The 14,422-nt window shown below is 69.3% G+C and carries 12 protein-coding genes; 9 read left to right on the top strand and 3 right to left on the bottom strand.

Features of this window, described 5'->3' with window-relative positions; genetic code table 11:
- Positions 1-198 precede the first annotated feature (198 nt).
- The 3 genes from KGA66_RS11890 (at position 199) to KGA66_RS11880 (ending at position 3,983) form a co-directional block, all read left to right on the top strand.
- Positions 199-732, top strand: a complete 534-nt coding sequence (locus KGA66_RS11890) for an adenine phosphoribosyltransferase (RefSeq protein WP_312886873.1) — start codon at positions 199-201, stop codon at positions 730-732.
- Between the two features lie 172 nt (positions 733-904).
- Positions 905-3,364, top strand: a complete 2,460-nt coding sequence (locus KGA66_RS11885) for a RelA/SpoT family protein (RefSeq protein WP_281416571.1) — start codon at positions 905-907, stop codon at positions 3,362-3,364.
- A 7-nt stretch (positions 3,365-3,371) separates the two neighbouring features.
- The gene (locus KGA66_RS11880) at positions 3,372-3,983 is read left to right on the top strand and encodes a Uma2 family endonuclease (protein WP_211467739.1); all 612 of its coding nucleotides are present in this window, start codon (positions 3,372-3,374) and stop codon (positions 3,981-3,983) included.
- A 296-nt stretch (positions 3,984-4,279) separates the two neighbouring features.
- Here KGA66_RS11880 and KGA66_RS11875 read toward each other — a convergent pair whose 3' ends face one another.
- Positions 4,280-5,467, bottom strand: a complete 1,188-nt coding sequence (locus KGA66_RS11875) for a DUF349 domain-containing protein (RefSeq protein WP_438822035.1) — start codon at positions 5,465-5,467, stop codon at positions 4,280-4,282.
- Between the two features lie 399 nt (positions 5,468-5,866).
- On the bottom strand, positions 5,867-6,721 hold the full coding sequence (locus KGA66_RS11870) for a peptidylprolyl isomerase (RefSeq protein WP_211467735.1): 855 nt from the start codon (positions 6,719-6,721) through the stop codon (positions 5,867-5,869).
- Positions 6,722-6,967: 246 nt separating this feature from the next.
- Here KGA66_RS11870 and KGA66_RS30955 point away from each other — a divergent pair, with 246 nt between their 5' ends.
- The 4 genes from KGA66_RS30955 to KGA66_RS11850 all read left to right on the top strand — a co-directional run bounded on the left by KGA66_RS30955 (position 6,968) and on the right by KGA66_RS11850 (position 11,544).
- Positions 6,968-7,693: an MBL fold metallo-hydrolase gene (locus tag KGA66_RS30955; protein WP_211467733.1), complete on the top strand. Its 726-nt coding sequence runs from the start codon at positions 6,968-6,970 to the stop codon at positions 7,691-7,693.
- 23 nt (positions 7,694-7,716) lie between these two features.
- Positions 7,717-8,979 carry a histidine--tRNA ligase gene (hisS, locus tag KGA66_RS11860; protein ID WP_211467732.1) on the top strand — a complete coding sequence of 421 codons (1,263 nt, stop codon included), beginning with the start codon at positions 7,717-7,719 and terminating at the stop codon, positions 8,977-8,979.
- Positions 8,976-10,793, top strand: a complete 1,818-nt coding sequence (gene aspS, locus KGA66_RS11855) for an aspartate--tRNA ligase (protein WP_211467730.1) — start codon at positions 8,976-8,978, stop codon at positions 10,791-10,793. Before hisS ends, aspS begins: the two co-directional genes overlap by 4 nt.
- Positions 10,794-11,019: 226 nt before the next feature.
- Positions 11,020-11,544: a GtrA family protein gene (locus tag KGA66_RS11850; protein WP_211467728.1), complete on the top strand. Its 525-nt coding sequence runs from the start codon at positions 11,020-11,022 to the stop codon at positions 11,542-11,544.
- On the opposite strand, the gene KGA66_RS11845 is transcribed toward KGA66_RS11850, so the two are convergent.
- Positions 11,501-11,767: a hypothetical protein gene (locus tag KGA66_RS11845; RefSeq protein WP_211467726.1), complete on the bottom strand. Its 267-nt coding sequence runs from the start codon at positions 11,765-11,767 to the stop codon at positions 11,501-11,503. The two genes, KGA66_RS11850 and KGA66_RS11845, sit on opposite strands and share 44 nt — an antisense overlap.
- Positions 11,768-11,874: 107 nt before the next feature.
- Between KGA66_RS11845 and KGA66_RS11840 the strand changes: the two genes are divergently transcribed.
- Both KGA66_RS11840 and KGA66_RS11835 read left to right on the top strand, forming a co-directional pair.
- Positions 11,875-13,068 (top strand): MFS transporter, encoded by a 1,194-nt coding sequence (locus KGA66_RS11840; RefSeq protein WP_211467724.1) that lies wholly within the window; start codon positions 11,875-11,877, stop codon positions 13,066-13,068.
- Between the two features lie 41 nt (positions 13,069-13,109).
- A complete protein-coding gene (locus KGA66_RS11835; RefSeq protein ID WP_211467722.1) occupies positions 13,110-14,339 on the top strand; it encodes a GNAT family N-acetyltransferase in 1,230 nt (409 codons plus the stop codon).
- Positions 14,340-14,422: the final 83 nt, after the last annotated feature.

Genomic DNA, 14,422 nt, shown 5'->3' with positions numbered 1-14,422 from the left:
GTCACAGCGCCTCCTGCCACTCGATGACGCTCGGGACTCTGTCCCGGACGCGACAACCCGTACCAGGAGAAGGCCATATTTGACCACAGGAGCCCCCGGCTCCGCACCACCAGCCGACCCCACCCACGCTGAGACCCAAGCGCCCCCCGGATCGGTCTTCGGAGTGGCGGACCAGGCACTCAGGCTAGAGTTGCCCCCGTGATTGCTGAGCTGCTCGGCTCCCGGATCAGGGACGTGCCCGACTATCCGAAGCCCGGGATCGTCTTCAAGGACATCACCCCGCTGCTGGCCGACCCGGCCGCGTTCCGCGTGATGACGGGCGAGTTCGCCCGGCAGGCCCGCGAGTCCGGGGCGACCAAGGTGGTCGGCCTTGAGGCGCGCGGCTTCATTCTGGCCGCCCCGGTCGCGGTGGCGGCGCAGATCGGCTTCATCCCGGTGCGTAAGGCGGGCAAGCTGCCGGGTGCGGTGCACGCGGTCTCCTACGCGCTCGAGTACGGTGAGGCCACGCTGGAGATCCACCGGGATTCGTTCGTTCCCGGCGACAGGGTCCTGATCGTGGACGACGTCCTGGCCACCGGCGGAACGGCGGCCGCCGCGGTTGAGGCGATCAGGCGGTGCGGAGCCGAGCCCGTGGGCCTCTCTGTGCTGATGGAGCTCGGTTTCCTCGGCGGTCGCGGCCGCCTGGCCCTGGACAGCCCGAGCCTGCCGGTCACGGCGCTGCTGACCGTGTGATGCGGCCAGGCCCGCGGGCGCCGGCCGGTGCGATCGCGCCGGAACCGTGCCTTTGATCGATTCGGCGTCCTCATCGGCGGTTGCCACCGGTACGATGTAGGCGAGGCCTGGAATCATCTGGCGGCGCATCCCGTTGATCCGGTGACCTAGGCCGTCACAGGGAGGTAGCGGTTTGACGACCACGCGGGAGGCGGCGCTACGAGCCGAGCAGGATCAGCGGACCGGGACAGTTCCCGCGCCGTCCGCCGAGTCCGCAGGTCCGCAGCCCGCGCATGGCCCCGAGCCGGTCCCCGCGTCGTCCGCGGCGATCCCCGTCCCAGCACAGCCGGCCGGGACGCGCACGTCCGCTCCGGCCGCTTCGAGCCGGGTGCGCGCCAGGCTCGCCCGCCTCGGCGGCCCGCGTCCGGGCGGTCCCAGCCCGGTCCTGGAACCGCTGTTCCGCATCGTGCGGGCCAGCGACCCGAAGGCGGATCTGCGCACCCTTGAGCGGGCCTACCAGATCGCGGAGAAGTACCACCGCGGGCAGCGCCGCAAGAGCGGCGACCCGTACATCACGCACCCGGTGGCGGTGACCACGATCCTGGCCGAACTCGGCATGGACATCCCGACCCTGTGCGCCGGTCTGCTGCACGACACCGTCGAGGACACCGACTACACCCTCGACATGCTGCGCCGCGACTTCGGCGAGACGGTCGCGCTGCTCGTCGACGGCGTCACCAAGCTGGACAAGGTGAAGCTCGGTGAGGCCGCTCAGGCCGAGACCGTCCGCAAGATGGTCGTGGCGATGGCCCGCGACATCAGGGTCCTGGTCATCAAGCTGGCCGACCGGCTGCACAACATGCGCACCATGCGGTACATGCGCCGGGACAAGCAGGAGCAGAAGTCCCGCGAGACGCTGGAGATCTACGCCCCGCTGGCGCACCGCCTGGGCATGAACACCATAAAGTGGGAGCTTGAGGACCTGGCCTTCGCGATCCTCTACCCGAAGATGTACGACGAGATCGTGCACCTCGTGGCGGAGCGCGCGCCGAAGCGCGAGGAGTTCCTGGCGCAGGTCATCGACATGGTGCAGAGCGACCTGCACGGCGCCCGGATCAAGGCCACGGTCACCGGGCGGCCGAAGCACTACTACTCGGTCTACCAGAAGATGATCGTGCGCGGCCGCGACTTCACCGAGATCTACGACCTGGTCGGCATCCGGGTCCTGGTCGAGTCGGTGCGCGACTGCTACGCCGCGCTCGGCAGCATCCACGCGCGGTGGAATCCGGTTCCCGGCCGGTTCAAGGACTACATCGCGATGCCGAAGTTCAACATGTACCAGTCCTTGCACACCACGGTGATCGGGCCGCAGGGCAAGCCGGTGGAGCTGCAGATCCGCACGTACTCGATGCACCGGCGCGCGGAGTACGGCGTCGCGGCGCACTGGAAGTACAAGGAGGAGGCGGTCCGCGGCGCAGGGGGCGGCGGCGACGCCTCGGCGGCCGCCGGCAAGGTCGGCGACATGGCCTGGCTGCGGCAACTGCTCGACTGGCAGCGCGAGACGGCCGACCCGGGCGAGTTCCTGGACGCGCTGCGCTTCGACCTGTCCGCCTCCGAGGTCTTCGTCTTCACGCCCAAGGGCGACGTGGTCCCGCTGCCGTCCGGCTCGACGCCGGTGGACTTCGCCTACGCGGTGCACACCGAGGTCGGCCACCACTGCATCGGCGCGCGGGTCAACGGACGGCTGGTGCCGCTGGAGTCCAAGCTGGACAACGGCGACGTGGTGGAGATCTTCACCTCGAAGGCGCCCACGGCCGGGCCGAGCCGGGACTGGCTCGGCTTCGTCGCCTCACCGCGCGCCCGCAACAAGATCCGCTCGCATTTCACCAAGGAGCGCCGCGAGGAGGCCATCGAGCAGGGCCGGGAGCAGTTGGCCAAGACGATGCGCAAGCAGGGCCTGCCGTTGCAGCGGCTGCTCTCCAGCGAGTCGCTCGGCTCGATCGCGCTGGACCTGCACTATGCGGACATCTCCGCCCTGTACGCGGCGATCGGTGAGAACCACGTCTCGGCGCAGTCGGTCGTGCAGCGGCTGATTCACACCCTCGGCGGTGAGGAGGGCACGACCGAGGATCTGGCCGAGTCGACCCTCCCGGGGCTGCCCGGTGACAAGGGCGAGCGGCGCCGTTCCGGCGGCCGCGGCCGACCCGGTGGCGATCCCGGCGTGCTGGTCAAGGGTACTGACGACATCTGGGTCAAGCTCTCGCGCTGTTGCACCCCGGTTCCCGGGGACACGATCGTGGGCTTCGTGACGCGCGGCAGCGGGGTGTCCGTGCACCGCAAGGACTGCGGCAACGTCGAGGCGCTGATGCACCAGCCGGAGCGCATGGTCGAGGTCGAATGGGCGCCGACGGCCAGTTCGGTCTTCCTGGTCTCCATCCAGGTCGAGGCGCTGGACCGGGCGCGGCTGCTCTCGGACGTCACGCGGGTCCTGTCCGACCAGCACGTCAATATCCTGTCGGCGAACGTGAACACCTCGCGCGACCGGGTGGCCATGTCCCGCTTCACCTTCGAGATGGGCGACCCGAAGCACCTCGGCCACGTGCTGAAGGCTGTGCGCGGCATCGAGGGCGTATACGACGTCTACCGAGTGTGATGTTGTCATGACGCAGCGATATGATCGGCCTGCTGATCAACCAGAGGAGGTTGAAGTGACAGCAATGCTTGAGCAGGCCGTTCCGGTTCTCCTGGAGATCAATGTGCCTGAGCGATTCAAGAAGGCCGAGATCATCGGGGGCAACATCATCATGAGTCCGCTTCGTTCAGCGCACAATCTGACTCTTCATCGGCTCATGTCACAGCTCGATCAGCAGTTGCCGGCCGATATGCTTTATACCTCTGACGTGCTCACACCGTTCGAGATCGAACAGCACGAGTACTGCCCCGACATTGCCGTGGTCCCCAGAGCGGAGGCTGAGGACAACAACATCTCAGTCTGTGACCCGGCTTGGATCGCTTGCGTCTTCGAAATCATCTCACCGACCACGCGTGACTTCGACTACGGAGTCAAAGTAGGCGTATATGCCCGCTCCAGCATCGCCGAATACGTGGTCTTCGATCCCTACACGCGCTCGGCGACTCGTTACGCGCAACCCGAGGACGGCGAGTACACGCTGCGCCAGCTGATTCACTACGGCAAACCGGTTCACATCGAACGGCCGTTCCCGATCGTGATCGAGACGGCGGGTCTGCCCGTGGATCCCGCAGCCGGATAGCTCCTCGGTGAGAACGCGATCCGGCCGCCCGCGTTATCTCGGGCGGCCGGATCGATTGATTCAACCTGGCGGGTATTAGAGGGCGTTTGGTCTGGTTTTGGGGTCAACCGTCACGATAGTTAGACGTCCGTTTTGCCCGAGAAGTCGGGTACCAGACAGCGAATCGGCCAAGCGGCGGCGCTCGCAAGGCGCCGGAACACCCTCATACCGGGTTGTCTGTGGGTGTTTCGGCAACGCAGCGAGCGTCGTCGATCGGCCGATTCGCCCCCAAAACCAGACCAAACGTCCTCTTAGTCCTAACGGGTGAACTCGTCCAGCGCGGCCTGGGCCTGGGCGAGCCACTCGTGCCGCGCCGCGAGCGCCGCCTCAGCGTCGTCGATCTTGCGCTGCTGACCGGCCGCGCGGGCCCGCTCCAACTCCTTCTCGAACTTCGCGATGGAGGCCTCCAACTGCCGCACCGTCGCCTCGGCGCGCGCCTTGGCCTCCGGGTTGGTGCGCTTCCACTCCGCCTGCTCGGCGTCGGCGACCGCGCGCTCGACGTCGCGCAGCGCGCCTTCCAGCCGCGGCTTGGTCTCGCGCGGCACCGGCCCGATCTCCTCCCAGCGCGCTTGGATGCCGCGCAGGGCGTGGCGGGCCGCCTTCAGGTCGGTGACCGGCAGCAGCTTCTGCGCCTCCGCCAGCAGTTCCTCCTTGCGGGACTGGTTCTCGCGGAAGCCCGCGTCCCGCTGGTCGAGATCCGCGTTGCGGGCCGCGAAGAAGGTGTCCTGAGCGTGCTTGAAGCGCTCCCAGAGCTTGTCCTCCACCTCGCGCTGAGCCCGGCCCGCGGTCTTCCACTGCTTCATCAGGTCGCGGAAGCGCTGCGCGGTGTTCGCCCAGTCGGTGGACTCGGCCAGGCTTTCGGCCTCCTCGACCAGCGCCTCCTTGCGGGCGCGCACCTCCTCGCGCTCGGCGTCGAGCTGCGCGAAGTGGGTCTTGCGGCGCTTGGCGAAGGCGGAGCGGGCGGTGCTGAAGCGGGACCACAACTCGTCGTCGGACTTGCGGTCCAGCCGGGGGACCTGCTTCCACTCGTCCACCAGCGCGCGCAGCCGCTCTCCGGTGGTCTTCCACTCGGCGGACTGCGCCAGGCTCTCCGCCTCCGCCACGATCCGCTCCTTGTGCACGGCGGCCTCGGCCTGCTGGCGGGCGCGCGCCTCGCGCTTGGCGGCGCGGCGCTGCTCGGCCAGCTCGCCGAGCTTGTCGAGCCGCTTGCGCAGCGCGTCAAGATCGCCGATCGCGTGCGGTTCGACCAGCTGCTCGCGCAGCTTGGCGATGCTCGCGTCGGCGTCCTTCGCGTCCAGATGCGCGGTGCTCAACCGCTTCTCCAGCAGCTCGACCTCGGCCTTGAGCCCGTCGAACTTGCGCTGGTAGAAGGCCAGGCCCTCCTGCGGAGTGCCGGCCGCCCAGGAGCCGATCTGCCGCTCGCCCTCGGCGGTGTGCACGAACACCGAACCGTCCGCGGCGACCCGGCCCCACTCGCTGGACGCCGCAGCCTCTCCTGGAGCCTCGCCCTGGGCCTGCGGCTGCGGTTCGGCGGTGGCGGTCTGCTCCGGCTGCTCCGGCCCCTCGGACACGGTGCCCTCCTTGGACGTGCGACTGTGACCATGATCGCGAGCGGCGACGCGCCCCTTGCGTCACGGTACTGCGGTGAACCGACGTAGTTCCATCTTCAGCCTCTTCGAACCCGGCCGTGGCGGCGCCCATCGGGCCGCCGCGGCCACGCTCGAAAAGCCCATTTTCACAGTGGCGCCGTTTTAACAACAGGCGCAGGGCACTCTACAAGCAACGACGGCCCCCGGGCAGTGGGAAATCGTCCGGGGACCGTCGGGTGGTCGGGCTGGGCGGGGTTACGACTGGGAGATCGTCACGGACTGGATCGTCACCTTCTCCTTGGGCGGAGTGTTCTGCGTGTTCGGGTCGGTCGGGCCGTTGCCCTGAGCGGCGATGGCCTGCAGGACGTCCATGCCCTTGGTGATCGTGCCGAACGGCGTGTAGTTCGGCGCGAGCGGCGAGTCCTTGTACACCAGGAAGAACTGGCTGCCGTTGGTGCCCGGCCCCGAGTTGGCCATGGCCACTGTCCCGGCCTTGTAAGTGACCTGCCCGGAGGATCCGGCCGCGCCGAAGTAGCCCAGGTTCTCGTCCTGGAACTGGTATCCGGGGCCGCCCTGCCCGGTGCCGGTCGGGTCACCGCACTGCAGCACGTAGATGCCGGAGGTCACCAGCCGGTGGCAGTTGGTGTTGTCGAAGTAGTTCTTCCCGGCCAGGTACTGGAAGGAGAACGTCGTGTACGGGGCCTTCGCGCTCAACGCGGTGAAGACGATGTCGCCGCGGTTGGTGTGGATCGTGGCGGTGTACGGCTTGGCCGCGGCGGTCGCGTCGAAGACCGGAATGCCCACGTTCTTCGCCGCGGTGCCGGTCTTGGTGTAGCCGGTCTTCTCCGCCGTGCTCGACGGGGCGGCGCTGGCCGCGGCCGATGCCGGCGCGGAGGCCGAACTCTGCGCCTGCGGCGTCGTCTTCGGGTTGGAGGAGGTCGCCAGGACCGCGGCGGTCGCGCCGCCGCCGACCACCAAGACCGCGACGGCCGTGACGATGGCGACCCGCTTCTTGCGCCTCGCCGCCGCCTGCTGCCTGGCGATCTTCTGCTGCACCCGCTCGTAGCGTGCCCGCTCCAGTGCCCGCTGCCGGTCCTTGGTGCTCGCCACTCTCGTCTTCTCCTTGCTCTCGTGTCCGCACTGCCTCGGATCGCAATGGCGGATCGCACTGCCTCGGATCGCACCGTCCACGCCGCGGCCCGCGTCGCTCGCGCCCGCGTGAAGTGTACGGGCACGTCCTGAAGACGCAACGCACTGCGCTAACCGGTTCGCGATCGAACGCGCGCCGCCGGTAGTCTTGGCTGACCACGCGGGTCACCCGACAGTCCGCCCGGACACGCCGAGAACAGGACGCACGTGCTCATCGCAGGCTTTCCCGCCGGTCCGATCGGCGCCAACTGCTTCGTCGTGGCGCCCGGGCCGAATGAGCGCTGCGTCGTGATCGATCCTGGTCAGGATGCGGTCCGGCAGTTGGATGACACGTTGCGCGAGCACAAGCTCAGGCCCGCGGCGGTGATCCTCACGCACGGGCATTACGACCACGTCTGGTCGGTCGCTCCGGTCTGTGGCGCGCACGACGTCCCGGCGTTCATCCACCCCGAGGACCGTTTCATGCTCTCCGACCCGGGAGCGGCGATCGGCGTGCCGTCCGGTTCGCCCTTCTTCGGCGGCGCAACTTTCACGGAGCCCTCCGAGGTGCGGGAGCTGAAGGACGGTCAGCGGCTCGGTTTGGAGGACCTGCTCGGCGTCGATTTCGTCGTCGGCCACGCCCCGGGCCATACCAGGGGGTCGGTGACTTTCCGGGTGCCCCGCGCCGGCGGCCCGCCGGACGGCTCCGAGCAGGAGGCTGACGTGTTGTTCAGCGGGGACCTGCTGTTCGCCGGCTCCATCGGACGCACCGACCTGCCCGGGGGTGATCCGCGGGCGATCCTCGAATCGCTCGCCCGCGTCGTGCTCCCGCTGCCGGACGACACGATCGTGCTGCCCGGCCACGGACCACAGACGACCATCGGCCGTGAACGCGTGTCGAACCCGTTCCTGACCCGGCTCAGGGACCCGGGTACCGCGCGAACCGGCATGTAGCGGATAGACGGGTAAACGCAGCAGTGAGCACCTACCAGGCCCCCAAGGGCACTTTCGACCTGATCCCGCCGAAGTCGGCGACGTTCCTCGCGGTACGCGAGGCGATGTCCGCGGTGGCGCGGCGCGCCGGATACGGCTACGTCGAGACCCCGGCGTTCGAGGACACGGCGCTGTTCAAGCGCGGCGTCGGCGAGTCCAGCGACATCGTGACCAAGGAGATGTACACGTTCACCACGCGCGGCGGGGACTCACTCACGCTGCGCCCGGAGGGCACCGCGTCGGTGGTACGCGCCGTGTTGCAGCACAACCTCGACAAGGGCGCGCTGCCGGTGAAGCTGTACTACTCGGGCTCGTATTTCAGGTACGAGCGGCCGCAGAAGGGCCGTTACCGGCACTTCTCGCAGGTCGGCGCCGAGGCGCTGGGCTCCGAGGACCCGCTGGTCGACGTCGAGATCATCATGTTGGCGGCCGAGGCTTTCCGCGATCTGGGGTTGCGCCAGGTCCGGCTGCTTCTCAACACGCTCGGCGACAGCGAGTGCAGGCCGGTGTACCGCGCGGCCCTGCAGCAGTTCCTGCGCGGGCTGGACTTGGACGAAGACACGCGCGCCCGTATCGACATCAACCCGCTGCGGGTGCTCGACGACAAGCGGCCCGAGGTGCGCGCGCAGCTGACGGACGCGCCGGTGATCGCCGATTACCTGTGCGACGCCTGCAAGGCGTACCACGAGGAGGTCAGGTCGCTGCTGTCGATCGGCGGCGTCGCGTTCGAAGACGATCCGCGGCTGGTGCGCGGCCTGGACTACTACACGCGCACGACATTCGAATTCGTGCACGACGGCCTCGGCGCGCAGTCGGCGATCGGTGGCGGCGGCCGGTACGACGGGCTGTCGCAGGAGCTCGGCGGCCCGCCGCTGCCCTCGGTCGGTTGGGCGCTGGGGGTGGACCGCACGGTTCTCGCGCTGGAGGCGGAGGGCGTCGCCGTCCCGGGCTCCGGGCGCGGCGTCGACGTGTTCGCGGTGCCGCTGGGCGAGGCCGCCCGGCACCTGCTCTTCGGCCTGGTGCAGAAGCTGCGCCGAGCCGGCGTCAGCGCCGATTTCGCGTTCGGCGGCAAGGGCCTCAAGGGAGCGATGAAGGCCGCTGACCGCTCCGGCGCGCGGTACGCGGTCGTGGCGGGTGAGCGGGATCTGTCCGCCGACGTGGTGCAACTCAAGGATTTGGAGAGCGGGGAGCAGGTCCCCGTTCCGATCGACCGGCTCGTTTCGACGATCAAGGAGAAGTTGTCGTGATCCGCACGCGAGAGGCGGGGAGCCTGCGGGCCTCCGACGCCGGAAGCACCGTCACCCTGGCCGGGTGGGTGGCCCGGCGGCGTGATCACGGCGGCGTCACCTTCCTCGACCTGCGCGACGGCTCGGGGGTGGTGCAGGTCGTGGTGCGCCAGGCGGCGGACGCCGCGGAATCGGCACCGTCCGAAGCCGTCCACGACCTGCGCAACGAGTACTGCGTGACGGCCACCGGAGTGGTGCGCGAACGCCCGGAGGGCAACGCGAACGCGGACCTGCCGACCGGCGAGATCGAGGTCGTCGTCGACACGGTCGAGGTGCTCTCGCCGTCCGCGCCGCTGCCTTTCCCGACCGACGAGCGCAAGAGCGCGAACATCAACGAGGAAGTGCGGCTCAAGTACCGGTACCTGGATCTGCGCCGTGACGACATGGCGTCGAACATCCGTATCCGGTCCAAGGCCACCAAGGTCATCCGGGACGTGATGGACCAGCTCGGTTTCCTGGACATCGAGACGCCGTACCTGACCCGCTCGACGCCGGAGGGCGCGCGCGACTTCCTTGTCCCGGTGCGTTTGCAGCCGGGCTCCTGGTACGCGCTGCCGCAGTCGCCTCAGCTGTTCAAGCAGTTGCTGATGGTCGCCGGGATGGAGCGTTATTACCAGATCGCGCGCTGCTTCCGGGACGAGGACTTCCGCGCCGACCGGCAGCCGGAGTTCACCCAGCTCGACATCGAGATGTCGTTCGCCGACCAGGAGGACGTGATCGCGGTCGGCGAGGCGGTCGTGCGGCGGGTGTGGCGCGAGGTCCTGGGCGCTGAGATCCCGACCCCGCTGCCGCGGCTGACCTACGCCGAGGCGATGGCGCGTTTCGGCTCGGACAAGCCGGACCTGCGTTTCAGCCAGGAACTCGTCGAGCTGACCGAGTACTTCACGGGCACCGGGTTCCGGGTGTTCCAGGCTCCTTACGTCGGCGCGGTGGTCATGCCGGGTGGCGCGTCGCAGACGCGTAAGGAGCTCGACGGCTGGCAGGACTGGGCCAAGTCGCGTGGCGCGCGCGGCCTTGCTTACGTGCTCTTCGACGCCGAGACCGGCGAGCCGCGGGGCCCGGTGGCCAAGAACCTCTCCGAGACGCACCTGGCCGGGCTCAAGGCGGCTGTCGGCGCGTCAGACGGCGACGCGGTCTTCTTCGCGGCCGGCAAGCGCACCGCCTCGCTGGAACTGCTCGGCGCCGCCCGGCTGGAGATCGCCCGGCGCTGCTCGCTGATCGACCCTGACGTGCAGGGCGCCGCGGCATGGAAGTTCCTGTGGGTCGTGGACTTCCCGATGTTCGAGCCGGTCGAGGACGAACAGGGGGAGCACGTCGGCTGGACCGCGGTGCACCACCCGTTCACCGCGCCGACCCCGCAGAGCCTGGAGACCTTCGACAAGGACCCTGCGACCGCGCTGTCCAACGCCTACGACCTTGTGCTCAACGGCTCCGAGATCGGCGGCGGGTCGATCCGTATCCACCGCAAGGACGTGCAGGAGCGGGCCTTCGCCGCGATCGGGCTGTCCGACGAGGAGGCGCGCTCGAAGTTCGGCTTCCTGCTGGAGGCGTTCAACTACGGGCCGCCGCCGCACGGCGGTATCGCGCTCGGCCTCGACCGTCTGGTCGCGCTGCTGACCGGCGCGGACACCATCCGCGACGTGATCGCCTTCCCGAAGACCGCCTCCGGCGGCGACCCGCTGACCGGCGCGCCGACGCCGATCACGCCGGCGCAGCGCAAGGAGGCCGGGATCGATGCGAAGCCGAAGGAGCCGGGCGAGACCGAGGCGGAGTGACCGCGAGCACGCGGCGGCGCAAGCTGACTGCGCGTCAGGTCACCTTGTCCAGGTCACCTTGCGCTGCCGTCCGGCGCGGCCGGCCGATGCACCTTCATACCTCAGAATGACGCCTGGAAACCTGCTGTACGCCACACTGGACGCGTATATGGATGCGAGTGTGGGGTAACCGCGGCGGGCGCGGTGACAGAGGGCCCCGTACGACTTGAGTTGGGGGACGAAGCACATGCGGCGTTGGGCGGTCGGCATCGTCCGTCGGTTGTGGCGGGAGATGGTCGGTTTCAGCATGGTCGGCGTCGTCGGAGTCACCTGCGACATCGCGACGTTCAACCTCGTGATCGGTGTCTTCCACGCGCCGAAGGTGTACGGGTCGGTCGCGGGCACGACGCTCGGCACGGTGGTCGGGTATCTCGGCAACCGGTTCTGGGTGTTCCGGCGCCGCGACCGCCGCCAGTCCGCCGCGGAGGTCGTCCTGTACCTGCTGGTCTCGGGCGTCGGCATGCTGATCACGGCGGCGTGCGTGGCTTTCAACGAGTACGTCCTCGGTTACACCTCGCTGCTCGCCGCGAACGTCGCGCAGTTCATCGTCGGGCAGGGACTCGGTACCGTGTTCCGGTTCTGGGCGATGCACAGGTGGGTGTTCCCGGAGGCCCGGGCGCTTGATTACGCGGCCGACCCGGCGGCGGCGCGCCCGGACGAGGAGCCGGCTACAGCGGTGCTGACGTCGTGTCAGCCCGCGGACGCCGTGTAGACGGGTGACGGTGACGTCCTCCCGCGTGCCGTTCCCACTTCATCAGGCCGAGGATGTTCATCGAGCCTGAGGTCTCGTTGCCGGTGCGCTCGAATGAGTAGACCGGCTTTCCGCCCTTGCCGCCCTTGCCGCCCTTGCCGCTCGTGCCGCTCGTGCCGGTCCGGATCATGACCTCGATGCCGCTGCCGTTGAGCAACGCCAGTTCGCGTGGGTGTTCAAGCATCGAAGCGCTTCGATGGTGTGTACCGGCTGTCGGCGGCTATATTTTAGGGAACCTAACTGTTACTGTGGCCGCGTCGAGTTTCCGTAGCCACGCAGCGGGGGTGGATCTTGAGCGTCGGGGGCGATCTGGGCGCGCAGCCGGCGGTCGCGCTCCCGCCTGTGCGTCCGCTCGCCGGGGCGCGGCACGGCAGGGTGGCGGTGAACCTGATCTTCGCGGTGCACGGCGTCATCTCGGGTACCTTCGCGGCCCGTGTGCCCTGGATCCAATCGCACATCCACGCCAGTCCCGGCGTGCTCGGGGCGGCGCTGATCACGGAGACGGCCGGAGCGCTGGCCGCGATGCCGGCGACGGCCCGCGTCGTCCATCGCTTCGGCGCCAAGACGGGTATGCGCATCCTGATCGCGCTGTATTGCGCGTCGTTGGCGGTGCCCGCGCTCATGCCCGGCGCCTGGTCGCTGGCCGCGGTGCTGTTCGTCTTCGGAGCCACGGCGGGCTGCGCGGATGTGGCGATGAACGGGCACGCGGTGCGGGTCGAGTCGCGCGCGGGCAGGTCGATCATGTCTGGCTTCCACGGGCTCTGGGCGGTCGGCATGATCGCGGGTTCGGTGCTCGGCGGCCTGGCTGCCGCGGCCGGGATCGGCGCCCCGGCCGAGTTCGCGGCCACCGCGGCGGCGTTCGCCGTGCTGGGTGTCGCCTCCTGCGCTCTCCTGCCGCCGAACGACCCGGCGTCGCCGGAGGTGGCCGCGCCGCATTACGCACTGCCGTCCAAGGCGATCCTGTTCGTCGGCGTCGTCGGGTTCTGCGGAATCTTCGCCGAGGGGGCGGCGAGAAGCTGGTGCGCGGTCTACCTCACGGACGTCACTCACACCACCGCCGCGCTCGGCGCCTACAGCCTGACCGGCTTCTCGGTGACTCTGGCGCTCGGCCGGTTGACAGGTGACGCGGTCGCCCGGCGGCTCGGCGCGGTGCTCACCGTGCGGATCGGCGGGGCGGTGGCCGTCGCGGGCATGTGCATGGTCGCGCTCGCGCACAGTCCTGCGCTCGGCATGCTCGGCTTCGCGGCAGTCGGGCTCGGTATCGCGACCTCGGTGCCGCTGGCCATCGCCGCTACCGGGCGGCTGGGCGGTAACGCCGAGTCGGCGGTCGCCGGGATCACCACGATCATGTACGCGGCCGGACTCGTCGCCGGTCCCTCGGTCGGGGCGCTGGGATCAGCGGTGTCACTGCCCTTCGCGTTCTGGGTCACCGCCGTGGTCACCTCGGGCATCGCGCTCTCGGCACGGGCACTGCGGCCCGCGTAAATCCATTCGCGGATCGCCACAGCCGGGGATACGTTGCGCTCATGACGTTTGACGTGCGCAAGGTCAACGATGAGGAGTTCGATGCGTGGAGCGACGCGATCGACATCGGTTTCTTGACGCCGCAGAACCGCGGCGACGGGCCACGCCGGCGTCGCTGGTTCGACCTGGATCGCTGCTGGGGGGCGTTCGACGCGGGAAAGCCGGTCGGCACGCTGCGCTCGATCGAGATGGAACTGACCGTCCCCGGCGGCGCCTTTGTGCCGCTCGCCGGAATCAGCGCCGTCACCGTCGCCCCGACGCACCGCCGCAACGGTCTGCTCTCCCGGATGCTGGCCGGCGCGCTGAGTGCGTCGAAGGAGCGCGGCGAACCTCTCGCCGGGCTCTACGCGGCCGAGTACCCGATCTACGGCCGCTTCGGCTTCGGGGCCGCCACGACCACGGCCAATTGGCACCTTGACGCGCGTGCCGCGACATTCGCGCGTGAACTACCCGGTTCGGTCGAACTCGTCGACGCGGAGACCGTCTGCGAGGAAGGCTTCAAGCTCTACGATCGGTTACGCGCTCTCACTCCCGGTGCGGTCAGCCGTCCCCGCGAGCTGTGGGAACGCCATCTCGGCCTGGTGCCGCGTGAGGGCGGTTCCGTGCCGAAACACGACCTCTACGCGCTGTGCCGCGACAGGGACGGTCACGTCGTCGGCTATATGCGTTACAAGTTCGACGAGGAGCGATGGACGCACGACCGTCCCGACAACGTCGTCGAGGCGAGGGACCTGTTCGCGTTGACCGTCGAGTACGAGGCCCGGTTGTGGAAGTACCTGGCCGACCACGACTGGGTGAGCGAAGTGCGCGCGCCGGTGATGCGCCGCGAGGACGAGTTGTGGCGTGAGCTGCTGGTGAACCGGCGCGTCGCCTGGGCCGACAACCAGGCGGACGGCGAGTGGATCCGAGTGCTCGACGCTCCCGCCGCGCTGGCCGCGCGCCGCTACGAGGTACCCGGGCGGATCGTGCTACGGGTCGTGGACAAGGACGGATACGCCGACGGCACTTTCGCCCTCGACGGCGGCCCGGACGGCGCGACCTGCACCGCCACCGGCGAGTCCGCTGATGTCACGCTGCCGGCCGCGGTGCTCGCCGCGATCTACCTCGGCGGCTTCACGGCCGGCCGGTTCGCCGCGCTCGGCATGATCGACGAGCACAACGCGGGCGCGGTGGCGCGACTGTCCGCCATGTTCCAGACCGCGATCGCGCCGTGGTCCCCGGTCGGCTACTGATGCGGCCCGGCCGCGTGATCGGACGGCCGCGCGCGTTGGCAGAGCCGCCAGGGCACCTAGGCCAGGCCTAGGTCAGGCCTAGG

It is taken from the genome of Actinocrinis puniceicyclus (assembly GCF_018283645.1).
In the GTDB taxonomy this organism is placed as follows: Bacteria; Actinomycetota; Actinomycetes; order Streptomycetales; family Catenulisporaceae; genus Actinocrinis; species Actinocrinis puniceicyclus.
Note: the sequence above shows the minus strand (reverse complement) of the source record. Positions and strands in the feature narration are given on the sequence as shown.